This window comes from Fusicatenibacter sp., from assembly GCF_977045365.1.
In genome coordinates this window covers 64,762-89,008 of the sequence record NZ_CDRRUH010000003.1, presented here as the reverse complement: position 1 = coordinate 89,008, position 24,247 = coordinate 64,762, and the positions used below count along the sequence as shown (strand labels likewise).

16 protein-coding genes and 1 riboswitch are annotated in these 24,247 nt (G+C 49.8%); of the genes, 14 read left to right on the top strand and 2 right to left on the bottom strand.

Annotation, left to right across the window (positions count from 1 at the left end; all coding sequences use genetic code 11):
- Positions 1-147 precede the first annotated feature (147 nt).
- The 11 genes from rpoB to ACY2VW_RS01750 all read left to right on the top strand — a co-directional run bounded on the left by rpoB (position 148) and on the right by ACY2VW_RS01750 (position 18,113).
- Positions 148-3,987 (top strand): DNA-directed RNA polymerase subunit beta, encoded by a 3,840-nt coding sequence (rpoB, locus tag ACY2VW_RS01800; RefSeq protein ID WP_461876773.1) that lies wholly within the window; start codon positions 148-150, stop codon positions 3,985-3,987.
- 38 nt (positions 3,988-4,025) lie between these two features.
- Positions 4,026-7,751: a DNA-directed RNA polymerase subunit beta' gene (gene rpoC, locus ACY2VW_RS01795; RefSeq protein WP_461876772.1), complete on the top strand. Its 3,726-nt coding sequence runs from the start codon at positions 4,026-4,028 to the stop codon at positions 7,749-7,751.
- Positions 7,752-7,953: 202 nt separating this feature from the next.
- Entirely contained in the window at positions 7,954-9,180 is a 1,227-nt protein-coding gene (locus tag ACY2VW_RS01790; RefSeq protein WP_461876771.1) for a LuxR C-terminal-related transcriptional regulator, read from the top strand.
- 167 nt (positions 9,181-9,347) lie between these two features.
- The gene (locus ACY2VW_RS01785; RefSeq protein ID WP_461876770.1) at positions 9,348-9,905 is read left to right on the top strand and encodes a hypothetical protein; all 558 of its coding nucleotides are present in this window, start codon (positions 9,348-9,350) and stop codon (positions 9,903-9,905) included.
- Positions 9,906-9,924: 19 nt separating this feature from the next.
- Positions 9,925-13,155: a hypothetical protein gene (locus ACY2VW_RS01780; protein WP_461876769.1), complete on the top strand. Its 3,231-nt coding sequence runs from the start codon at positions 9,925-9,927 to the stop codon at positions 13,153-13,155.
- Between the two features lie 51 nt (positions 13,156-13,206).
- Positions 13,207-13,710 carry a hypothetical protein gene (locus tag ACY2VW_RS01775; RefSeq protein ID WP_461876767.1) on the top strand — a complete coding sequence of 168 codons (504 nt, stop codon included), beginning with the start codon at positions 13,207-13,209 and terminating at the stop codon, positions 13,708-13,710.
- Positions 13,711-13,728: 18 nt separating this feature from the next.
- Positions 13,729-14,217, top strand: coding sequence for a hypothetical protein (locus ACY2VW_RS01770; RefSeq protein WP_461876766.1), 489 nt, complete (start codon positions 13,729-13,731; stop codon positions 14,215-14,217).
- Positions 14,218-14,258: 41 nt separating this feature from the next.
- A complete protein-coding gene (locus ACY2VW_RS01765) occupies positions 14,259-15,176 on the top strand; it encodes a carboxypeptidase-like regulatory domain-containing protein (RefSeq protein WP_461876765.1) in 918 nt (305 codons plus the stop codon).
- A 96-nt stretch (positions 15,177-15,272) separates the two neighbouring features.
- The gene (locus tag ACY2VW_RS01760) at positions 15,273-15,509 is read left to right on the top strand and encodes a hypothetical protein (protein WP_461876764.1); all 237 of its coding nucleotides are present in this window, start codon (positions 15,273-15,275) and stop codon (positions 15,507-15,509) included.
- A gap of 64 nt (positions 15,510-15,573) precedes the next feature.
- Positions 15,574-16,752 (top strand): hypothetical protein, encoded by a 1,179-nt coding sequence (locus tag ACY2VW_RS01755; RefSeq protein WP_461876763.1) that lies wholly within the window; start codon positions 15,574-15,576, stop codon positions 16,750-16,752.
- A gap of 269 nt (positions 16,753-17,021) precedes the next feature.
- Positions 17,022-18,113, top strand: a complete 1,092-nt coding sequence (locus ACY2VW_RS01750; protein ID WP_461876761.1) for a polysaccharide deacetylase family protein — start codon at positions 17,022-17,024, stop codon at positions 18,111-18,113.
- A gap of 87 nt (positions 18,114-18,200) precedes the next feature.
- On the opposite strand, the gene typA is transcribed toward ACY2VW_RS01750, so the two are convergent.
- The gene (typA, locus tag ACY2VW_RS01745) at positions 18,201-20,030 is read right to left on the bottom strand and encodes a translational GTPase TypA (RefSeq protein WP_461876760.1); all 1,830 of its coding nucleotides are present in this window, start codon (positions 20,028-20,030) and stop codon (positions 18,201-18,203) included.
- Between the two features lie 405 nt (positions 20,031-20,435).
- Between typA and ACY2VW_RS01740 the strand changes: the two genes are divergently transcribed.
- The 3 genes from ACY2VW_RS01740 to dapB all read left to right on the top strand — a co-directional run bounded on the left by ACY2VW_RS01740 (position 20,436) and on the right by dapB (position 23,136).
- On the top strand, positions 20,436-21,065 hold the full coding sequence (locus ACY2VW_RS01740; protein WP_173813577.1) for a single-stranded DNA-binding protein: 630 nt from the start codon (positions 20,436-20,438) through the stop codon (positions 21,063-21,065).
- A 56-nt stretch (positions 21,066-21,121) separates the two neighbouring features.
- Positions 21,122-21,296: riboswitch (Lysine riboswitch) on the top strand.
- Between the two features lie 152 nt (positions 21,297-21,448).
- Positions 21,449-22,339, top strand: coding sequence for a 4-hydroxy-tetrahydrodipicolinate synthase (gene dapA, locus ACY2VW_RS01735; protein ID WP_461872834.1), 891 nt, complete (start codon positions 21,449-21,451; stop codon positions 22,337-22,339).
- 35 nt (positions 22,340-22,374) lie between these two features.
- Complete coding sequence (gene dapB, locus ACY2VW_RS01730; protein ID WP_461876759.1) at positions 22,375-23,136, top strand: 4-hydroxy-tetrahydrodipicolinate reductase; 762 nt, start codon at positions 22,375-22,377, stop codon at positions 23,134-23,136.
- Positions 23,137-23,294: 158 nt separating this feature from the next.
- Here dapB and ACY2VW_RS01725 read toward each other — a convergent pair whose 3' ends face one another.
- Positions 23,295-24,212, bottom strand: coding sequence for a metallophosphoesterase family protein (locus ACY2VW_RS01725; RefSeq protein ID WP_461876758.1), 918 nt, complete (start codon positions 24,210-24,212; stop codon positions 23,295-23,297).
- Positions 24,213-24,247: the final 35 nt, after the last annotated feature.

Below are 24,247 nucleotides of genomic sequence, written 5' to 3'. Positions count from 1 at the left end.
TACTGAAAAAAATACAATCTGTTTTGTTGACACGCTTGAAAAAACATGATAATCTAGAAAATGCACTATTATGGCAAGATATGCCTAAAACCTTTTTCAGGCATGAGCGGTAATAAATATATTATAACACAAGGGGTGACAACGTCAATGGAGAAAAACAGAATACGTCCGATACCTACCGGAAAAAGTATGCGAATGAGTTACCAGAGACAAAAAGAAGTATTGGAAATGCCCAACTTGATTGAAGTCCAGAAGGATTCCTATGACTGGTTCCTGAGAAGCGGCCTCAAAGAAGTCTTTGATGACATTTCACCAATCTCCGACTACGGCGGACGGCTGAGCCTTGAATTCGTAGACTTTACACTGTGTGAAGATGACGTAAAATACTCAATCGAAGAGTGTAAACAGCGTGACGCGACTTATGCGGCACCGTTAAAGGTAAAAGTAAGATTATATAATAAGGAAAAAGACGAGATCACAGAGCATGAAATCTTCATGGGTGATCTGCCGCTGATGACAGCAACAGGAACATTCGTGATCAATGGCGCAGAGCGAGTTATCGTCAGCCAGCTGGTACGTTCCCCTGGTATTTATTACGGAATCACACATGATAAGCTCGGAAAGAGACTGTTCTCCTGTACCGTAATCCCGAACCGTGGAGCATGGCTGGAGTATGAGACCGATTCCAATGATGTCTTCTATGTCCGCGTAGACCGTACCAGAAAAGTTCCGATCACTGTCCTGATCCGTGCTCTTGGAGTAAGCTCCAACGCAGAGATCGTAGAGCTGTTCGGTGAGGAACCGAAGATCCTTGCAAGCTTTACAAAAGATACTTCCACCAACTATCAGGAAGGTCTTCTGGAGCTGTACAAGAAGATTCGTCCGGGCGAGCCTCTTGCAGTAGAAAACGCAGAGAGCCTCATCATGAGCATGTTCTTTGATCCGCGTCGCTATGACCTGGCAAAGGTAGGCCGTTATAAATTCAACAAGAAACTTGCACTGCGCAGCCGTATCCGCAACCAGATCCTCGCTGAGGATGTAGTGGATCCGTCAACCGGTGAAATCCTTGCAGAGAAAGGTACCACCGTTACACTGGACCTGGCAGACAAGATTCAGAACGCAGCAGTACCGTATGTATGGATTCAGACAGAGGAAAGAAACGTAAAGGTTCTTTCCAACTTGATGGTAGATCTGAAAGCATGGGTAGATGTTGACGAGGAAGAGCTTGGTATCAACGAGAAGGTATACTATCCGGTTCTGGAAAAGATCCTGGAGGAGAATACCGATATCGAAGAGATCAAACAGGCAATCAAGCGTGACATCCACGACCTGATTCCGAAGCATATCACAAAGGAAGATATCTTCGCTTCCATCAACTACAATATGCATCTGGAATACGGCGCAGGAAATGCCGATGATATCGACCACCTGGGCAACCGTAGAATCCGTGCCGTAGGCGAGCTGCTTCAGAACCAGTACCGCATCGGTCTGTCCCGTATGGAGCGTGTGGTACGTGAGCGTATGACAACACAGGACATCGACGGAATTTCTCCGCAGTCCCTGATCAATATCAAACCGGTTACAGCTGCAATCAAAGAGTTCTTCGGATCTTCCCAGCTGTCCCAGTTCATGGATCAGAACAACCCGCTTGGAGAGCTGACACATAAGAGACGTCTCTCCGCCCTGGGACCTGGCGGTCTGTCCCGTGACCGTGCCGGATTCGAGGTTCGAGACGTTCACTACTCCCATTACGGAAGAATGTGTCCGATCGAGACTCCTGAGGGACCAAACATCGGTCTTATTAACTCTCTGGCATCGTATGCGCGCATCAACGAGTATGGTTTCGTTGAGGCTCCATACAGAAGAATTGACAAATCAGATCCGAAAAATCCGCGTGTTACGGACGAAGTAGTCTACATGACCGCAGATGAAGAGGATAATTACCATGTAGCACAGGCAAACGAGCCGCTGGATGCAGAAGGACACTTCCTCAACAAGAACGTTTCCGGACGTTACCTGGATGAGACCCAGTCCTACGAGCCGCACATGTTTGATTACATGGACGTGTCTCCGAAGATGGTATTCTCCGTTGCTACGGCGCTGATCCCGTTCCTTCAGAACGACGATGCGAACCGTGCGCTGATGGGATCCAACATGCAGCGTCAGGCCGTACCGCTGATGATCACCGATGCTCCTGTTGTAGGAACCGGTATCGAAGCAAAAGCAGCCGTAGACTCCGGTGTCTGCGTCGTTGCAAAAAAAGCAGGAACGATTTCCTACTCCTGCTCCAACGAGATCCGCATGAACAATGATGACGGAACAAAAGATGTTTACCATCTGACCAAATTCATGCGAAGCAACCAGAGCAACTGCTACAACCAGAAACCGATCGTATTTAAAGGTGACCATGTAGAGGCCGGCGAAGTAATCGCAGACGGTCCGTCTACCTACCAGGGCGAGCTTGCTCTTGGTAAAAACCCGCTGATCGGATTTATGACCTGGGAAGGATATAACTACGAGGACGCCGTACTCTTAAGCGAGCGTCTGGTACAGGATGATGTTTACACTTCCATCCACATCGAGGAGTACGAGGCAGAGGCCCGTGACACCAAGCTTGGACCGGAAGAGATCACAAAAGACGTTCCGGGCGTCGGCGATGAAGCCTTAAAAGACCTGGACGAGCGTGGAATCATCCGCATCGGTGCAGAGGTACGTGCCGGTGATATTCTGGTCGGAAAAGTAACTCCGAAGGGAGAAACCGAGCTGACCGCAGAGGAGCGTCTGCTCCGTGCCATCTTTGGCGAGAAAGCAAGAGAAGTACGTGATACTTCCCTGAAAGTACCGCACGGTGAGTATGGTATCATCGTGGACGCCAAAGTATTTACCCGTGAAAACGGCGACGAACTTTCTCCTGGAGTAAACCAGGCAGTCCGCATCTACATCGCACAGAAGAGAAAAATCTCTGTCGGCGATAAGATGGCTGGTCGTCACGGAAACAAGGGTGTTGTTTCCCGTGTACTTCCGGTAGAGGATATGCCGTTCCTGCCGAACGGACGTCCGCTGGACATCGTGCTGAACCCTCTGGGTGTGCCGTCCCGTATGAACATCGGACAGGTGCTTGAGATCCACCTGAGCCTTGCAGCAGCAGCTCTTGGATTCAACGTTTCCACTCCGATCTTCGACGGCGCAAACGAGAAAGATATTCAGGATACCCTGGAACTGGCAAACGATTATGTAAACATGGAATGGGATGCATTCTCCGAGAAATATAAAGATATTCTGCTTCCGGAAGTATATCAGTATCTGGAAGAGCATCTGGATCACAGAGAACTGTGGAAGGGTGTTGATATCGCAAGAGACGGTAAGGTACAGCTCCGCGACGGACGTACCGGTGAGCCGTTCGATGGAAGAACGACAATCGGACACATGCATTACCTGAAACTGCATCACCTGGTAGACGATAAGATTCATGCCCGTTCTACCGGCCCATACTCCCTCGTTACACAGCAGCCTCTGGGTGGTAAAGCTCAGTTCGGTGGACAGCGTTTCGGAGAGATGGAGGTTTGGGCTCTTGAGGCGTACGGTGCATCCTACACGCTGCAGGAGATCCTGACTGTGAAGTCTGACGATGTGGTTGGCCGTGTGAAGACATACGAAGCCATCATCAAGGGCGACAATATTCCGGAGCCTGGTATTCCGGAATCCTTCAAAGTATTGTTGAAAGAGCTGCAGTCCCTGGCACTCGATGTCCGCGTGCTGCGTGATGACAATACCGAAGTTAAAATTATGGAATCAGTTGATTACGGTGATACCAACCTGAACCACATCATCGAGGGAGATCGTTACTCTGACAGAGAAGACGAGAGATTTGGTGACTATGGATTCTCCAAGAAAGAGTTTGATGGAGAAGAAATGGTAGATGTGGAAGAGGATGAAGAAGAAGACTCTTATCTCGATCTGGACGAAAGTTCAGACGATGACATGTAACTTGTAGATCTTCGCTTTGCGAGGAAAGGGGTAATCAAATGCCAGAAACAGCAAAAAAAGAAAATTACCAGATGAGCTTTGATGCCATCAAAATAGGACTTGCCTCCCCGGAGAAAATCCGGGAGTGGTCCCATGGCGAGGTAAAAAAACCGGAGACCATCAATTACAGAACGCTGAAACCGGAAAAAGACGGTCTGTTCTGCGAAAGAATCTTCGGACCAAGCAAAGACTGGGAGTGTCATTGCGGTAAATATAAGAAAATTCGCTACAAAGGCGTAATCTGCGACCGATGCGGCGTAGAAGTAACAAAATCCAGTGTGCGCCGTGAGCGTATGGGACACATTGAGCTGGCAGCTCCGGTATCCCACATCTGGTATTTCAAAGGAATTCCGTCCCGTATGGGACTGATCCTGGATCTGTCTCCGAGAACTCTGGAAAAGGTTCTGTATTTCGCAAACTACATCGTTCTTGATGCAGGCGATACCAAATTACAGTACAAACAGGTTCTGACCGAGAAAGAATACCAGGATGCCAGAGAGGAGTTCGGAAACAGCTTCCGTGCAGGTATGGGTGCGGAATCCATCAAAGAGCTTCTGATGGCAATCGATCTGGAAAAAGAGTCTGCTGAATTAAAGGCAGGTCTCAAAGATTCTACCGGACAGAAGAGAGCCCGCATCATCAAGAGACTTGAGGTTGTTGAGGCATTCCGTGAGTCCGGAAACCGTCCGGAGTGGATGATTCTCGATGCGGTTCCGGTTATTCCGCCGGATCTGCGTCCTATGGTACAGCTTGACGGTGGACGTTTTGCAACATCCGACCTGAATGATCTGTACCGCCGTATCATCAACCGTAACAACCGTCTGAAGAGACTGCTGGAGCTCGGTGCACCGGATATCATCGTGCGCAACGAGAAACGTATGCTCCAGGAGGCAGTTGACGCCCTGATCGACAACGGCCGCCGCGGCCGTCCGGTAACCGGTCCTGGAAACCGTCCGCTGAAATCTCTGTCCGATATGCTGAAAGGTAAATCCGGCCGTTTCCGTCAGAACCTTCTTGGTAAACGTGTTGACTACTCCGGCCGTTCCGTTATCGTCGTAGGACCGGAACTGAAGATTTACCAGTGCGGTCTGCCGAAAGAAATGGCAATCGAGCTGTTCAAACCGTTCGTTATGAAAGAGCTGGTTTCCAACGGTACTGCACATAACATCAAAAATGCAAAGAAAATGGTCGAGAAACTCGAGCCGCAGGTATGGGACGTTCTCGAGGACGTTATCAAAGAGCATCCGGTTATGCTGAACCGTGCCCCTACACTGCATCGTCTGGGTATCCAGGCATTCGAGCCGATTCTGGTAGAAGGTAAAGCAATTAAGCTTCACCCGCTGGTTTGTACCGCGTTCAACGCTGACTTCGACGGTGACCAGATGGCTGTCCATCTGCCGCTGTCTGTAGAAGCGCAGGCAGAGTGCCGTTTCATGCTTCTTTCTCCGAACAACCTGCTGAAACCGTCCGATGGTGGTCCGGTAGCCGTTCCTTCCCAGGATATGGTTCTTGGTATCTACTATCTGACACAGGAGCGTCCGGGCGAGAAGGGCGAAGGAAGCTTCTTCCGCGATATGAACGAAGCCATCCTGGCATACGAGAACGGATACATTACCCTGCAGACCAAGATTACCATCCGTTGCGAAAAAGAGATGGAAGATGGTACTGTAATGCAGCAGAACGTAAGCTCCACACTCGGAAGATTCCTCTTCAATGAGATTCTGCCGCAGGATCTGGGATACGTAGACCGTACGGTTCCGGGCAACGAGCTTGCTCTTGAGGTTGATTTCCTTGTTGCAAAGAAACAGCTGAAACAGATTCTGGAAAAAGTCATCAATACACACGGAGCTACCAAGACCGCAGAGGTTCTGGACTATATCAAGGCAACCGGATATAAATACTCCACCCGTGCAGCCATGACCGTATCCATTTCCGATATGACCGTGCCGCCGCAGAAACCGGAGATGCTCGCCGAAGCACAGGCAACGGTAGACAAGATTACAAGAAACTTCAAACGTGGTCTGATTACAGACGAAGAGCGTTACAAAGAGGTTGTAGATACCTGGAAGAAGACCGACGATGCGCTGACAAAAGCACTGCTCGACGGACTGGATAAATACAACAACATCTTCATGATGGCTGACTCCGGAGCCCGTGGTTCCGATAAGCAGATCAAACAGCTGGCCGGTATGCGAGGACTGATGGCCGATACAACCGGACACACCATCGAGCTGCCGATTAAGTCAAACTTCCGTGAAGGTCTTCAGGTACTGGAATACTTCATGTCTGCGCATGGAGCACGAAAAGGTATGTCCGATACCGCGCTTCGTACCGCCGACTCCGGTTACCTGACCCGTCGTCTGGTAGACGTTTCTCAGGACCTGATCATCCGTGAAATCGACTGTGCCGAGGGCAAGGACGAAATTCCGGGTATGTGGGTCAGCGAGTTCACAGACGGAAAAGAGCAGATCGAGAGTCTGCAGGATCGTATCACAGGCCGTTTCTCCTGCGAGACGATCAAAGACAAGGACGGCAACGTCATTGTAAAAGCAAATCATATGATCACCCCGAAACGTGCTGCACGTGTCATCAAAGACGGCATCAACGAGAACGGTGAGCATTATACAAAAGTAAAAATCCGTACCATTCTTACCTGCCGTTCCGGCAACGGAATCTGCGCAAAATGCTATGGTGCCAACATGGCAACCGGCGAGGCAGTACAGGTTGGTGAGTCTGTCGGAATTATCGCAGCCCAGTCGATCGGTGAGCCTGGTACACAGCTTACCATGCGTACCTTCCATACCGGAGGTGTTGCAGGTGGAGATATCACACAGGGTCTTCCTCGTGTCGAGGAGATTTTCGAGGCAAGAAAGCCGAAAGGACTTGCCATCATCACTGAAATCGCAGGTGTTGCCCAGATCAAAGATACCAAGAAAAAACGTGAGATCGTGGTAACCAATCCGGAAGACGGCGTATCCAAGACATACCTGATCCCTTACGGATCCCGTATCAAGATTGCGGACGGAACGGTTCTGGAAGCCGGAGACGAGCTGACCGAAGGTTCTGTCAACCCGCACGATATCCTGAAGATCAAAGGCGTCCGTGCCGTTCAGGATTACATGCTCCGTGAGGTACAGCGAGTTTACCGTCTGCAGGGTGTAGAAATCAACGATAAGCATATCGAGGTTATCGTTCGCCAGATGCTGAAGAAGATCCGCATTGAGGAAAACGGAGATACCGAATTCCTTCCGGGCGACATGGTAGACTTCCTGGATTACGACGAGACCAACAAAGCTCTGATCGCAGAAGGAAAAGAGCCGGCAGAAGGAAAACAGGTACTGCTTGGTATCACAAAAGCATCCCTGGCATCCGATTCCTTCCTGTCCGCAGCATCCTTCCAGGAGACCACCAAGGTTCTGACCGACGCTGCTATCAAGGGTAAGGTTGACCACCTCGTAGGCTTAAAAGAGAACGTTATCATCGGTAAACCGATCCCGGCTGGTACCGGTATGAAGTGCTACAGCAACATTCATCTGAATACCGACAGCATGATCGAGGAAGAAGAGGACGAGGATCTGATTCTGACCGAAGATCTTGAGGACGATGCTCCGGCAGCTCCAACTGCAGAAGCTCCGGCTGAAGAACCGTCAGCTGAAGAGGAAGAGCCGATGATCGACTTCGACTTTGAGGAAATGATTCCGTCAAAGGATGATACCGAGGAGTAAACCCTTCAAGGTTAAAAAATAAATATGTCATTCGTGGAAAGCAGAGAATTTCCGGTCCGCCGGAGTCTCTGCTTTCCTTTTTGTGCCTCTGGACAAAAACATTACAGAAAAATAAAAACTGTACAAAGCCGAAGAAATTGTTATAATAAAAGACAAAAAGCAACCAAATGATTGACAGAAGAGAAAGGGGGAAGGGCCGGTTATGACGACAGAAGAGCTGGTGAAGAAGGTGTGCAAAGAGAAAGGGATCAGTGTTGCCCGTCTGGCGGCAAAGCTGGGGCAGTCGCGGCAGAATTTCTGCAAAAAGCTGCAGCGCGATACCCTTACCGTAGAAGAATGGGAGCGGGCGGCGCAGATTCTCGATGTAACATTTGATCAGGCATTTGTCCTGCCGGACGGCACCAGAATGGGACTTACGCAGGAGGAAGAGAAACGCACCGTGCTGCCGCTGATGGGAAGTGCCTTCGCGCCGGGAAAAGCAGAAGAAAGAGTGGAGAGCTTCCGCGATCCGGGGCTTCGGGAAATTGCACGCGGGGAGCTGTACTTTTTCTCGGCGCAGGCGGAAAACTGTGCAAAAACCGTAGAAAAATATCTGACAAGTGATGATCTGGCGCTGCGGTTGTCTGCCGACATGCTGTATACGTTTGCAAATTTTACGCTGGGAAATGCAAAAAAGGCACAGAAGGCGAGGGAAGATGTGTACCGGTGTCTGGAAAAAGAACTGGAAACAGAAAAATCGCAGGAGCGGACGGCATACTGTCTGTTTGCGTGCTATGTGACGAGCGTGCTGATTCACATTCCGCCAAAAGACGGACTGCCGCCGCTGGAACAGTATCTCGTTCAGCTTCCGACCGGGCAGCGTCTGTTTGCCGTGAGTACGCTGGGGCATGCGGCCTATCTGAAAGGCGAGTATGCCAGAGCGCAGGGCATGGTACAGATGGCGATGGCCATGACGGAAAAGACGTATCCGATTCCGATGATCTATCTGAACTGCGTTGCGGCGATGTGCCAGATTAATCAGAAGGATCAGGAGGGTGCTACGCGGTCGGTGTTAAATGCCTGGGAGATGGCGCGAAAAGACAAGTTTCTGGAACCATTTATCGAATACCACGGACTCCTGCAGGGCGTACTGGAATCGTGTATCCGCAAACAGGAGCCGGAGATCTACAAAAAACTGGTGGACGGCGTGCTCGCCTTCAGCCGCGGCTGGATGAAAATCCACAATCCGCAGATGCAGAAAGCCGTGACCGATCTCCTGACCCCGATGGAATTTTCCATTGCCATGCTCGCCTGCCGCGACTGGACAAACCAGGAGATCGGGGAGTATCTGGGGCTTTCCGTGAATACGGTGAAGCATTATGTGTCGGGGATTCTGGAGAAGCTCAATATAGATAAAAGAGAAAAAATAAAAGAATTTGTAAACCAATAAGTAAAAGGTGTCTGTTTTTAAAAGAAAAACAGGCACTTTTTTTGCGTTAAACGGGCATGTTCTGAATATTCTGTATTTGGTAAAATAAGTTAGAAAAAGTCATAAGAATGTGAAGGAAAGATCGAACTATGTCTGTAAGGAAGATAAAGGAAGGAGAGACCAGACGAATGAATGACAGAAAAGAGAAAAACAACAGCCAGGGCGTGACGCTCTCCAGAAAGACATTGATAGCTGCGGTCGCAGTCATTCTGCTTCTGATCGCAGGCGGCGTCGCAGTCGGAATCAACTGGAATCACTGGTTTGGGGAAGAAACACTGAAGACAGAAGAACGAAAGGAAGCATTCCAGCCTGATCTCGACCCGGACGCAGAGAACTGGACGGGAGAGAAGATCCCGGACAAGAGCGAAGAAGAAGCCGTCGGCATCAAAATCCCGGGCTATCCGTCCATCACGATCCCGGCAGAACAGCAGGAAGTCGCAGTATCCCTTCTGAACCCGGAAGGCAATCCGTGTTACTTTACCTTCGAACTGGTTTTGAAAGATACCGATGAAACTCTGTACACATCAAAACTGGTAGCCCCGGGGCAGGCAATATCCAACATCACCTTATCCAAAAGCCTGCCCGCCGGAGAATACCCCGCAACCCTGCGCATCACCACCGCTTCTCTGGAAGACGGCAGCGCCATGAACGGCGCAAACGTAGAGACCGTGCTGATGGTGCAATAGAAAAGGAGGTGCAGAAGCAGTGAAAAGAAGAAAATGGATATCGCTGCTCCTTAGCGGCGCCCTGATTCTGACCACACTGCCGACAACGGCACTGGCGGAAGGGACAGAAACGGAAGCGGACGCGTGGGTGCAGGTGGAGAGCGTGAGTGAAGAAGTGCCGGTGGAAGAGGAAACAAACGCCGGTGTGGAAGAACAGGAAGAACAGATAGAAGAAATTGGCGAAGAAAAGATAGAGGCAGAAGAAGCCGCTGTTGCGGAAAGTGTGGGAGAAAACGGGACAGAGGTGCCGGCTGAAAACCCGGTGGAAAAGCCAGTGGAAGCTACGATAGAAACGCAGGAAGCAAATTCAGAATCGGACAGCGAAGAGGCACCGGAGGAAATCGTTGAGATAAAAGAAGAGGAGACAGCCGAGGAAGCTCCGGAAGAGGAAATCCCTGAGGAGAACCCAGAGAATACAAGCGAAGAAGTCCCGGCTGAAACGGAACAGGAAAGCATTCCGACAGAAGAAAGTCTGAATCTGGAAAAAAGTGTAACAGCGTTGGCTGCAAACTACGCACTGACCACGCTGAAATCTCCGGGAATTGCAGTACAGGCAGGAACTTCGGTTTCCTATTATGATGAAAATGGAAAAGAACAGACAGCAGTGTGCAATGACGTTATTACGCAGGAAAACATCGAAAGCTATGAAACATTGACAACCGGCTGGTATGCAGTAGAAGGAACTGTGACCGGAAATACCCGAATCAAAGTAGAAGGAACTGTAAACCTGATCCTGAAAGATGGGTGTTCCTTTACCGTAAATGACGGAATCGAGGTTAATGAGGGAAATGCATTGACGATATGGGGACAGCAGAAAGGAAATGGTGAATTAAAAGCTCAGGATGTTGGAACGTATTGTGCGGGAATTGGCGGCGGATACGGGAAGTCCGGCGGAAATATTACTGTAGTCGGTGGTAATATTATTGCTACAGCATACTCCGCGGGAGCAGGAATCGGTGGTGGAGCTTATGGCAACGGTGGAATGATTACGATCAAAGGAGGAGAAATTGAAGCAGAAGGTGGAACTGCAGGAGCAGGAATCGGTGGCGGGGGTTATGGCAACGGTGGAACGATTACAATCACAGGAGGAAAAATTAAAGCGAAAGGTATCGATGGAGGAGCGGGAATCGGTGGTGGCCGTCAAGGTGCTGGTGGGACGATTAAGATTCAAGGTGGCAACATATATGCTTCCATAAGAGATGCTCTAATTGCAAATGGAGACTTTGCAATTGGAGCAGGTATGAATGGATCCGGTGGAAGTCTTAGTATTAAGGATAGTGTCGTTATTACCAGAGGTAAAATCAATGAGTACAATAAGGATACCTGGAGTGGTATGATCTTTGAAAATACGGAAACGGATGGAATCGTATACGGAACCCCTACATTATCACAGGAATTTACCCTTGAATCCACCCGGAATCTTCTGATCCCAGAAAACACTTCACTGCAGGGCACAGCGAAGCTCATAAATGAAGGTCATATTTATGTCCAGGGTACACTTGCAGAACCTGTGAGCGGCAATGTTTATTATCCGCTTACCATCGTGGATGGCACGGCCGAAGGCAGTGATGTCAGTACATATAAAAATCAACTCTATGGCAGGGCAGACGGCACGATTACATTAAGCGGTACAAACATTCCAGCAGGACAAGTCATAGGAAGCTGGACATGCTCGGACGATACAGTAACGGTTACCAATAGCACCTTTACCATGCCCGCGAAGGCATTAACGTTCACACCAAATTACCTGACGGCAGTCACCTATTGGGACCCAGTCAGTCAAAAAAATGAAACAGCAGTCTGCAATGTGATTCTTACAAAAAATAATAGTGATAAATATAAAACACTAAAAGACGGATGGTATGCGATAGAGGGAAATATTGCTGCGCGTAAAATATGGCGTATTACAATTATGGGAGATGTAAACCTGATTCTAAAAGATGACTGTACTTTTAATGTGGTAAGAGGAATTAGTGTTAACCAAGGAAATACTCTGACGATATGGGGGCAGCAGGAGGGAAATGGTGCGTTGACGGTTAGTTCTCCAGCGGGGCTGAATGCCGGAATTGGTGGAGATAATGGAGAAACGGCTGGAAAAATTAAAATAAATGGAGGCAATATCAGCGTCAAAGGTGGAGCAAATGCAGCTGGAATTGGCGGCGGAAATGGAGGCGGAGGAGGAACTATTATTATTGCAGGCGGCAAAGTCAATGCAGAAGGAGGAATTAATGCAACTGGAATTGGCGGTGGAAATGGAAAAGGAAGAGCTAATATATGGATTCGGGGAGGTATCGTATATGCCTCTGTGAAGGCAAATCAAGAACAGCAGGTTGCTATTGGCGGAGGCTTACAAAGTGAATTGGGGATTACCAGAATTACAAATAGTATTGTTATTACCAGTGGCAAAATCAACGAGTCTGACAAAGATACCTGGAGCGGCATGATCTTTGAAAATACTGAAACGGATGGAATTGTATACGGAGATCCGACTTTATCACAGAAATTTACCCTTGAAGATACCCAGAATCTTCTGATTCCAGAAAACACTTCACTACAAAGCACAGCCAATCTCACAAATGACGGCAACATTTATGTCAGTGGTACCCTTGCAGAATCTGTGAGCGGAAGCGGAAAAGTGCATTATGCGCTTACGGTTACCGGTGGTACAGCCGGAGGCGATGTCAGTACATATAAGAATCAGCTTTATGGTAAGACAGGCGGTTCCGTTACATTAAATGCGACAAATGTTCCCGTCGGTCAGGCGGCAGGCTGGAGCTGTTCGGATGATACCGTGGCAATCGCAAACGACGCCTTCACAATGCCTGCCCAAAAACTGACAGTTACCGCTCAGTATACCAACGCCCCATCCTACACCGTTACGATCCCTGCAAGCGTAGAACTGGGAAACACCGCAGAGATTCAGGCGGAGAATGTGAATGTGGTCAGCGGTTCGCAGCTTGTGGTCAGACTTTCCGATGCAAACGGATTGAAACTGACAACCCCGGAAGGCGCCGAGCAGCTTTACACAATAAAGAACGGGGAGACCAGCATCAGGGAAAGTGATACCGTACTCGCCGTAGAAGGCGGAACCGCGAATAACAGTGGAACGGTCAGTCTGGATTTCGCGCCGGATGGCGAGCCGAAATATGCCGGCGTTTACACAGGAACCGTGATGTTCAGCGTTTCGGTGGAAGCCGCATCGAATCCTTGAGAATGCAAAAAAGCATAACATAAAAAATACTTTAAACAGGAGGGAAACTCTATGAAAAAATTATTATCCATGCCTCTGGCACTCACACTGGTACTTGCCGCATCGACATCCGTCTTTGCAGCCGACATCAACCAGAACAGCACCCAGCAGAAGGCTGACACGACCGTAACATTCAAGGTCGATCCAGTCTACACCGTGACGATTCCGGCGGATGTAACCCTAGATCAGAAAAAAGGAGCTGACGGTACGATTACCTATGAAAAAGATCTGACCGTTTCCGCATCAGATGTCCGTCTGCTGGAGGGCAAGAAAGTTCAGGTAACGCTGGAAAGCAATTTTAAACTGACAACCGGTGCGCAGGGAGCACAGTATGAGCTTCCCTACACCGTAAAGGTCGGTACCTCCGGTTCAGCAATCACAAGCGGAGATGTCGTTGCCGACTTTACAACCCTCGATTCCGACAAATGGTCCAGCACCCTGCATTTTGCGGCAGAAAATCCAACGTATGCCGGTGATTATAAAGATACCGTAACCTTCAACATCGCAGTTGTATAAAAAGAGAGGTGGAGCAAAATGAAAAAAAGGACAGCAGCCCTGCTGACCCTGCTTCTGACCTGTGGCGCAATGGCCGTGCCGGTGTCTGCGGCGGAGAATCAGCAGAACAGTACTCCTCAGAAATCGCAGGTCACGGTGACGACCTCCATTGATCCGACGTATACCGTCACGATTCCTGCGAATACGAAAGTAGCGTTTAACGCTGTATCCACAGATTTCGGTGCCGTGAAGCTGGATGCCGCGCAGCTCGATCCCGGCTATGCCATTCAGGTTGAGCTTTTGGCCAGCGGAAAACTGAAAAATGCGGCCGATGCATCAAAAACGATTTCCTATTCCGTGAATGATTCCAAAGCGGCGTTTACCTCCGCAAAGTATACCGCAGCCGGACAGGAGACGCCTCTGACGATTGCCATCGCAAAGGATGAGTGGAACAAAGCTGCAGCGGGAAGCTACAGCGATACCGTAATCTTCACCGTTTCCTATGTGGATACCACAGCAACTCCGTAGTTTCTGTAACAAGGCGGTACCGGAAACGGAGGTGAATGCGATTGAAAAAGATCATGACAGTATTGTTGTCGTTCTTCTTTCTCTGCAGCACGCATGTGACAGCCTTTGCAGGTGATATCACCATCACAGCGAATGTGCCGGGCAGCCATACGATTACCGTTGATGCCGACGGCGCGGAGGTATTCTGTGATGGAGCGGCGGGGAGCAGTTTTACCGTAGAACGGCTTTCCGGGCCGAAGCTGCTGATCCGCGCAGAAAGCGGCAGGGAGATCACAGAGATTCTGCTGAATGGGGAGAATATTACGAAGCAGATCCGGGGAGGATATTATACACTGGAGCCGGTTTACGAGGATCAGACGATTACCGTGATGACGGATGAAGCACCTGCGGCGCAGGGGAAAACCTACACGGTGCAGGGAACGGTGATGCGGAACGGGCAGCCGGTGAGCGGTATCACGATGGAGCTCCGCAGTACGCTGAAAACGTATGTGACGGATGCGAATGGAAAGTTTTCGTTCGCGGATGTGGAATGCGGAAAGCATTCGCTGACAGCGCTGAAAAACGGAGAGATCGTCGGCTACGTGGAGTTTATCCTGCTGGAAGGAAACCAGGTCGATCTGTCGCTGACGGATGGCGTTTATACAGTGAACACGAATCAGAATGCGATCGGCATTGATCTGGTGCTGACACTGGAAAGTGATGATACGATGCGCATGACAGAGGCGAAGGAAGTATCGGGTGCGCCAAAGAAGGAGCCTGCTTCCGGCGGCAATGGCAGCAATTCAGGCAGCGGCGGAAGTCAGGCCGGAGGCGGGAAAAACGGCAGCAGCGCGAGCGCAACGAGCCCAAAAACCGGAGATACGGCAGACCCGATGATGTGGTTTGCAGCGCTTCTGATTTCCGGAGCCGTTGTGCAGCAGGCTGTTTTCATTTTTGATAGAAAGAAGAAACAACAATAAAGGGAAAGCAGAGAATTTCCGGTCCGCCGGGGGCTCTGCTTTCCTTGTATTTTCGGGAGCATTTTGTTACAATGGAGACAGAAAAGAGGGAAGCCTATGTGGATAAAAAAATTACCTGGCATCGCGGCAAATGCGGCGGTACTGATTCTGGATGTGTTTGTGATTCTGATGATTGCAGCACTGTTTCTCCATCAGCAGACGGCGGGAGAGCGTGTAAAAGAGACGATTACACGTTTTTCGACGACATCGCAGGAGTATTATTCGGAAGGAGAGGCATACAGCCAGAAAAGCGACCGGGTGCATACGTATGCGGTGGAGGAAGCATCGAAATAAAAAGAAAAAGATGAGGTAAACTATGCTCCAGAAGTGGAAAAAAGAAGGAAAAAGATTCCGCCCTGTGGATAAACAGGGAGAAGAAGAGGAAACAACGGAGCTTTCTGTGAAAATACGGGCGGCGAAGTTCCGTGATCTGCCGATGAGCCTGCGCATTCTGATCGTGAATCTCAGTCTGTTTCTGATTCTGTGTGCCGTATTTTTTATGGCAGGTGCGTATCTGTATGCGCCGCAGGCGGCCGGACGGAATTACGTGGAAGCATGCCTTGCGGGCGACTGGAACAGCGCGTATGATGTCTGCCAGTTCCCGGATGGCACGTTTCTGACGCGGAAGAATTACGACAATGCGATGACCTGGAAAGCGAAACAGGACGGCTCTGACGGGCAGGAAACGCCGGAGATCAAGAGCTTTTTCATGCGCCGGAAACAGAGCCTTGAGACAGGGGGAAACAGGATCTATACGGTGCGGTACACGTTAAAAGGCGTGAGCGATTCACAGGAAGAGACAATGGAAATCGCAGCCGGGGATATCGTAAAGTGGAATTTCAAAGAATGGTATGTCGTGCCGAAAGACAGCTACGTGACCGATGTCGAGATCACCGTTCCGGCGAATGCCACGCTTTATCTTGACGGCGTTCAGGTCGGGAAAAAATATCTGAAAGAGACGGCAGACACCGTCAGCGTTTATAAAATCCCGTACCTTTTCATCGGCGGCCACACGATTGAGCTGACTGAAGCGAAGAAAGACCCATACCGCGAGATTATCCTCGTGCAGGACAACAGCAGCATGGAATTTCTGCCGGACTTAAAACTCAACGATTCAACCGGAAAAGTCATCGCCGACCGCGTGGAAGAATCGCTGGACAAGGTGTTCACAGCTGCGGTAAACGGAAAAGCATTTGACACCATCAAAGATGAATTTTCCGCAGACACAGAAGTACAGGCGAACGCAAAAGAGCAGTACCAGCAGATCTGCGATGCGTACCTGAACAGCGATACCAACACCGGAATCACCAATGTAACCATCAGCAGCATCTCCACAACAGTAACCAGCGTAGAAAATCAGATGCAGATCGCGACAGAAGTGACTGCCACGATCGAAAAGCGGAACCGTTTCCTGCATTTCTTCCGGAAAACCAAAACAGAGACGGTTACCTGGAAAATGGAGTCCGCTGTGACGCTGGAGAAGGAAACCTGGGTCATGGGAAGCGACTTCCTGAAGGGTGTTGATCTGGGAAAATAGACGGGCTGAAATTGAATAAGAACTACGCGAAAAAGAGTGATTCTGCATCCGATTTTCCGGGAACAGAGTCACTCTTCTTTGCTGCGATGAAGATGTTAAGAAACCATGAACTTAAATTTACCAGAAGTGGAAAAATGTAAGAATTTGTTCCTTGCATCTTCGGTGAGATCACGTTATGATAGAAGGTAGAAAAATGTCGAAAAACGTTTTACGTTACGACGAAAGAAGTTCCGCAAAAATGAGCGGAACGATGGGGTATAAATAGATCAATGGATAGAAAATCATTAAAACAGAGAAGAAAGCAGATGCGCCGCAGACAGATGATGCAGAAGGTATCACGGATTTCCCTGTGTGTGGTAATCAGCCTTCTTTTTCTTGCGCTTATCTGGAAATTTGCGGGAGCGCAGCTTGCGAAAAAAGGAATTGTACTGAGTAATGACACAGCCGCAAAGACGGTGAGCGAGACGGCGCCGGAGGCGGAGGACGGATCGGGAAATGCGGGAATTAAGAAGCTTGCGGAGACTACGCCGCCGAATGAGACGCCGGGATGGCAGTACAGCTCGTCGGGCTGGTGGTACGCAACGGATGCCACAACGTACTACGTCAACGGCTGGGCAGATATCGACGGAAACCAGTACCATTTTGATTCCAATGGTTACATGGCGACCGGCTGGAAAGCGATCGGCGGAAAAGGCTGTTACTTTGATGACCAGGGTGTTTACCAGCCAGACCGCAACGGCGCGATGATGGTAGCCCTGACCTTTGATGACGGCCCAGGCGTCTATACCAGCACGCTTCTCGATACGCTGGAGCAGTACGGGGCACAGGCGACGTTCTTTATGCTCGGCAGCAACGTGGAAAAATACGGTGCAGATGTGATCCCGCGCATGGCGGCGATCGGCTGTGAGCTTGGAAACCACTCCTATGCGCATCCGAATATGAAAGAACTGAGCACCGACGACGGCCTTGCCCAGTTCCAGATGACAGATGATCTGATCGCCCAGTACAACAACGGACAGGGTGCAACTGTCATCCGTTTCCCGTATGGAAACAGCACCGATGAACTGCTCGCATCCATCGGCCGCCCGAGCATCATGTGGGATGTCGATACCCTGGACTGGCAGACGAAAAATGTACAGGCAAACATCAGCGCCGTTCTCGACAGTGTAAGCCCGGGAGACATTATCCTGATGCATGATATCCACGAGACGACCGTAGAATCGTGTGCAACGATCGTGCCGGAGCTGATCAACCGCGGGTATGAGCTTGTCACGATTCATACTCTTGCAGCGGCAAACGGCGTGGATCTTGCAGCGGGAGAGACGTATTACGGCTTCCATGGCGGAACGACAAACGAATAGAAAACAGAATAGAAAAACGACAAAGAACCGCCGGTTTACTCTCAAATCAAGAGTAAACCGGCGGTTCTTATGTCGTTTTATAAAAATTTATTTCATTGCCGCTCTCTTACGAAGTCTGGAATCCAGCTCTTTCTTACGGATACGTAAGGAAACCGGAGTAACCTCAAGAAGCTCGTCCTTGTCGATGAAGTCCAGAGCCTGCTCCAGGGAAAGGATTCTCGGCGGAGTCAGACGCAGTGCCTCGTCGGAGGAAGAAGTACGGGTGTTGGTCAGGTGTTTCGTCTTGCAGACGTTCAGCTCGATATCCTCGGCTTTGCCGTTCTGTCCGATAACCATACCGGCGTAAACCTTCTCGCCAGGTCCGATGAACAGAGTACCGCGCTCCTGTGCGGAATACAGACCGTAGGTAACGGACTCGCCTGCCTCGAATGCGATCAGAGAACCCTGCTTACGGTATTCAATATCACCTTTGTACGGTGCGTAATCTTCAAACTCGGTATTCAGGATACCAGTTCCTTTGGTGGAGGTCATGAAGATTCCACGGAAACCGATCAGGCCTCGTGCCGGGATTTCAAACTCCAGACGGGTAGAACCATCGCTTGCGCGGCTCATGCCGTGAAGCTCGCCCTTACGCTCGCTGAGGAGCTGGATGACCGTACCGGAAAACTCGTCCGGAACATCAACGTAAGCGATTTCCATTGGCTCGAGTTTGCGTCCGCGCTCGTCTTCTTTGTAGATAACCTCTGCCTTACTTACTGCGAACTCATATCCCTCGCGGCGCATATTCTCGATCAGGACGGACAGATGCAGCTCTCCACGGCCGGAAACCTTGAAGCAGTCTGCGGAATCGGTCTCCTCGACACGGAGGGAAACGTCGGTGTTCAGCTCACGCATCAGACGGTCGCGCAGGTGGCGGGAAGTTACGTATTTACCTTCTTTACCGGCCAGCGGGCTGTCGTTTACGATGAAGTTCATGGAAATAGTCGGCTCAGAGATCTTCTGGAACGGGATGGAAACCGGGTTGTCCAGATCACCGCAGAGCGTATCTCCGATATGGATATCCGGGATACCGGAAACCGCAACGATCGAACCGATGCCTGCTTCAGTAACCTCTACTTTTTTCAGGCCGTCAAACTCATACAGTTTGCTGACCTTTACTTTTTTCTTCTTGGTCAGATCGTGGTGGTTGACCAGCATAACGTCCTGATTCACGTGGATCGTTCCGTTTTCAACTTTGCCGACACCGATACGTCCAACGTATTCGTTGTAGTCGATGGTGCTGATCAGAAGCTGTGTACCTGCCTCCGGATCTCCGGTCGGAGCCGGGATGTATTTCAGAATGGTCTCGAACAGAGGAGTCATATCCTTCGGGGTATCGTTCAGATCGAGTACCGCATGGCCCATCTTTGCGGATGCGTACAGAAAAGGACAGTCAAGCTGTTCGTCGGATGCGTCGAGGTCCATCAGAAGCTCGAGCACTTCGTCGATAACTTCATCCGGGCGTGCTTCCGGGCGGTCGATCTTGTTGATGCAGACGATAACGGACAGATCCAGCTCCAGTGCTTTTTTCAGCACGAATTTGGTCTGCGGCATAGCGCCCTCGAATGCGTCTACAACCAGAATAACGCCGTCTACCATTTTCAGAACTCGCTCAACCTCGCCGCCGAAGTCCGCATGGCCCGGGGTGTCGATGATGTTGATTTTCGTTCCTTTGTAGTAAACTGCTGTATTTTTGGAAAGAATGGTGATTCCACGCTCACGCTCGATATCGTTCGAGTCCATGACACGTTCCTGAACCTCCTGATTGGCACGGAAAACGCCGCTCTGTTTCAGAAGCTCGTCTACCAGTGTAGTTTTACCATGATCGACATGGGCGATGATGGCAACGTTTCTTACATCTTCTCTCGTTGTTTTCATTTCTTCATTCCTCTTCCTATGGGTTGACCCTGCCGGGTTCAATTTTTCAAAATTTCAAGCCGGCTGGGAATGTTTATCACAGCACAAAGGCAGGTGCCTTGCCGTTTTGTCTCTGCTGGATGCCTGCCTATCTGAACTATTATAACACAGAACAGAGAAAAAAAACAGGGAAGATGTGACATTTTTTGTATTGCAATGGTAGAAAATACGAAGCATGTGGTGCGGTTTTTACAGAAACATATACAAAAAATTGGGCAGAATGCTGATTTGAATAGAAATAAAAAAATCTGGAAAAAAGTGGTTCTGAAAAAGAAATGTGGTTCATACATTAGGATTATAGATCAGCAAAGTACCGATCAGAAATCAATATTCAGAAAGAAAAGACAAAGGAAGGGGATTTTCATTATGGCAGACAAGATGATTGAAAACAATCAGGTGGTTATCATGGGAGAGATTGTCTCCCCGTTTACATTCAGCCATCAGGTATTCGGAGAGGGCTTTTACCTCGTCGATGTGATGGTCAAGCGGTTGAGTGAATCACAGGATATCATTCCGGTGATGGTCTCCGAGCGGCTGGTGGACGTATCACAGGATTACCAGGGTGAGTGGATCTGCATCAGCGGTCAGTTCCGGTCCTACAACCGCCACGAGGAGAAGAAGAACCGTCTGGTGCTCTCCGTATTTGCGCGGGAATTAAGCTTCGGGGAGGAAGAGGACGATTCCGTCAAATCCAACCAGATTTACCTCGATGGATACATATGTAAACCGCCGGTCTACCGGAAAACACCTCTGGGAAGAGAGATCGCCGACCTTCTGATCGCGGTCAACCGTCCGTATGGAAAATCAGATTATATCCCGTGCATCTGCTGGGGACGGAATGCGCGGTATGCCTCTGCGTTTGCCGTGGGCGGCCACGTTCTCATCTGGGGACGGATCCAGAGCCGGGAATATATGAAGCGGCTGAGCGAGACGGAAATGGAAAAGCGGACCGCATATGAGGTTTCGGTGAGCAAGCTGGAATACAGTGAGAATTGAAGCCAAGATCCGCTGTTGACAAGAAAATTTAATAATGCTATAGTAAAAGCAGAACTGAAGTGGATAGAGGTCGCATTACTTCAAGAGTACCTTTTCGGATGCCTCAGCAGCAAAAGAAGAAGAGGAAAAGGGAAGAATGCCGAAGGACATCCGGCGCTGAACCGGAATGCTCCTGGGCGCAGGTTGAAAAAATCTGCGACTGTCATCGAGAGATGGAGAGCTATCTGATCATAGATACTGCGTATGTGTGAATTTGGAGGCGATCTTATCGGGGATGAGACGCCTCTTTTTTTGCGGAAAGATAAGATTTCCGCGAAGCCCCTGCTCCGGCGCATGAATTGTTTCTATAGTGATCTGATATGACATACAGGAGGAAAAAAAGAATGTCTATTTTTAAAGGCGCAGCCGTTGCAATTATTACACCGATGACCGAAACACAGGAAGTGAATTACGAGAAACTCGGAGAAATTATCGAGGAGCAGATCGCAGGCGGAACCGACGCGATCGTCATCTGCGGAACAACAGGTGAGGCTTCCACCCTGTCTCACGAGGAGCATCTCGATACCATCAAATATACCGTAGAAAAAGTAAACCACAGAATCCCGGTTATCGCAGGTACAGGTTCCAACAGCACCGAGACAGCCATCTATCTGTCCCAGGAAGCAGAGAAATACGGCGTGGACGGACTTCTTCTCGTTTCTCCGTATTACAATAAAGCAACCCAGAAAGGTCTGATCGCACACTTTACCGCCATTGCCAACAGCGTCAAAGTGCCGATCATCCTTTACAACATCCAGGGAAGAACCGGCGTGAACATTGCACCGGAAACGATCGCTTACCTGTTCAACAACGTAGAGAATATCGTCGCAGTCAAAGAGGCTTCCGGCAATATCTCCCAGGTCGCAAAAATCATGCAGCTGACCGACGGAAAGATCGACCTGTACTCCGGAAACGACGATCAGGTTGTGCCGATCCTTTCCCTTGGCGGAAGCGGCGTCATCTCCGTTCTTTCCAATGTAGCACCGCGTGAGACCCACGATATGGTACAGAAATTCCTCGACGGCGATGTGGCTGGTGCAAGAGAAATCCAGCTGAGAGCCCTGCCGCTCATCGATGCCCTGTTCTGCGAAGTAAACCCGATTCCGGTAAAAGCAGCGCTGAACCTGATGGGCAAAGAGGTTGGCCCGCTTCGTCTGCCGCTGACCGAGATGGAGCCGCAGAACCAGGAGCGCCTGGCAAAGGCTATGAAAGATTTTGGAATCAAACTGGCTTAAGTTAAGAATACACGAAGTAAAGAAGGAAAAAGACAATGGTTAAAATTATTATGCATGGCTGCAACGGCCATATGGGACAGGTCATCACCGGCCTGGTAAAAGAAGATGCAAACGCAGAAATCGTAGCCGGAATCGATATGAACGACAACGGCCAGAACGATTACCCGGTATTCAAAAGCCTGGCAGAATGCGATGTTCCGGCGGACGTAGTCGTTGACTTCTCTTCCTATAAGGCAGCAGATGCTCTGATGGATGCCTGCAAGGAGAAAAAACTTCCGCTCGTCCTCTGCACCACAGGCCTCACCGAGGATCAGCTCAGAAAAGTGCAGGAGACCAGCAAAGAAATCCCGGTTCTCCGCTCTGCAAATATGTCCCTTGGTGTGAATACACTGATGAAACTGGTACAGGCAGCTGCAAAAGTGCTTGCCGAAGCAGGCTTTGATATGGAGATCGTGGAGAAACACCATAAACTGAAATGCGACGCCCCGAGCGGAACCGCCATCGCCCTGGCAGACAGCCTGAACGAGGCAATGGACAACCAGTACCACTACGTATACGACAGAAGCCAGCGCCACGAGCAGCGTGACCCGAAAGAAATCGGAATCTCTGCTGTACGCGGCGGCACGATCGTCGGCGACCACGACGTCATCTTCGCAGGCCCGGACGAGGTTGTTACCCTGTCCCACAGAGCATATTCCAAAGGTGTCTTTGGAAAAGGCGCGGTAGAGGCTGCAAAATTCCTGGCTGGAAAACCGGCCGGTATGTATGATATGCAGGATGTGATTGCTGCGAAGTAAGGCAGAAGCAGGAAATAGAAAAGATAAAAAGAAGGCAGGCTGTGTGCAGTTGCACAGCCTGCCTTCTTTGCCAAGCATATCAATAATTGGTCCAGTGAACCAATTTTGATTCGAGCTGCTTTTCTGTTTTAGCCAATGAGTTTTTTCACTTATGAAATCTATTTCAGCTCCCGTTCCGCTTTTTCCCAGATTTCTTCGTCAAGATCAGTCAGCGCCAGTGCATCCGCAAGTTCCCGCACCCGTTTTACCGTGAGATAAAAGTAATTGATGCCGCAGGTCAGCGTCCGCTTTAAGGAACGGGCGAGTACATTGCCATGCGTTTCCAGTTCAGCGCGGTCGAATTCGGCGAGGTAGCCTTCGAGATCGTAGGGGATCTGGAAGAGTTCTGTCTGCCAGGTATTGTTTTCCAGCGTCAGAATCGCGAAGTGTGCATGACCGCCGACACCATCAAGCGCAAGACCAAGGGAGCCTGGATTCAGATACGTTTTTCCGGCGTATTCTTTCTGCTCCTGCTTGTGGCTGTGGCCGCCGAGCAGGATAGCGGCATCAAGATATTCCAGATGAGAAAGCAGGAGTTCCGGATGCAGTCCGAAATTCCCACGGATTTCACCAGGTGCGCCGTGGCAGAGCCGAAGTGCCGGGAAAAGGGATTCACGGCAGGTGTCCGGTGTAACTTCTTCCTGCGGCACAAAAACAGGAATCAGATGGCCCGTTTCATCCATTTTTCCAATCAGAACACCGTCTGTCGGCAGCTGCTCAAAAAATTCCAGATCCTGCGCGGTAAGATTCCGAAACGTGTAATCCAAAAGCCCGCTCGTCGAAGAACCCGTCTTCCAGTTCTGCGGGCACCAGAGATTCTCCAATAGATATTCCTCCCGGTTTCCGCGAACCAGATAGCATGGAAACTCATCCTGCATTTCACGGAGCGCCTCCATCATCCTCTGCGGAAACGGCCCATCCGTCACAAAATCCCCAAGCCCGATGATACCGTCAATTTGCTGCTCGCGAAGAAACGCCATCACCTCCGAAAGCGCATAATAATTCCCATGAAGATCACTGATTACTGCTAATTTCATGTATTGTCCTTTCTATGTTGAATTTGTAAAAATGC

Bases quoted from the DNA above. Each gene is read 5' to 3' on its own strand.
- ACY2VW_RS01775 (WP_461876767.1), top strand. From the start codon at position 13,207: ATGAAAAAATTATTATCCATGCCTCTGGCACTCACACTGGTACTTGCC.
- ACY2VW_RS01790 (WP_461876771.1), top strand. From the start codon at position 7,954: ATGACGACAGAAGAGCTGGTGAAGAAGGTGTGCAAAGAGAAAGGGATC.
- ACY2VW_RS01750 (WP_461876761.1), top strand. From the start codon at position 17,022: ATGGATAGAAAATCATTAAAACAGAGAAGAAAGCAGATGCGCCGCAGA.
- ACY2VW_RS01785 (WP_461876770.1), top strand. From the start codon at position 9,348: ATGAATGACAGAAAAGAGAAAAACAACAGCCAGGGCGTGACGCTCTCC.
- dapB (WP_461876759.1), top strand. From the start codon at position 22,375: ATGGTTAAAATTATTATGCATGGCTGCAACGGCCATATGGGACAGGTC.
- rpoB (WP_461876773.1), top strand. From the start codon at position 148: ATGGAGAAAAACAGAATACGTCCGATACCTACCGGAAAAAGTATGCGA.
- ACY2VW_RS01740 (WP_173813577.1), top strand. From the start codon at position 20,436: ATGGCAGACAAGATGATTGAAAACAATCAGGTGGTTATCATGGGAGAG.
- dapA (WP_461872834.1), top strand. From the start codon at position 21,449: ATGTCTATTTTTAAAGGCGCAGCCGTTGCAATTATTACACCGATGACC.
- typA (WP_461876760.1), bottom strand. From the start codon at position 20,030: ATGAAAACAACGAGAGAAGATGTAAGAAACGTTGCCATCATCGCCCAT.
- ACY2VW_RS01760 (WP_461876764.1), top strand. From the start codon at position 15,273: ATGTGGATAAAAAAATTACCTGGCATCGCGGCAAATGCGGCGGTACTG.
- rpoC (WP_461876772.1), top strand. From the start codon at position 4,026: ATGCCAGAAACAGCAAAAAAAGAAAATTACCAGATGAGCTTTGATGCC.
- ACY2VW_RS01725 (WP_461876758.1), bottom strand. From the start codon at position 24,212: ATGAAATTAGCAGTAATCAGTGATCTTCATGGGAATTATTATGCGCTT.
- ACY2VW_RS01770 (WP_461876766.1), top strand. From the start codon at position 13,729: ATGAAAAAAAGGACAGCAGCCCTGCTGACCCTGCTTCTGACCTGTGGC.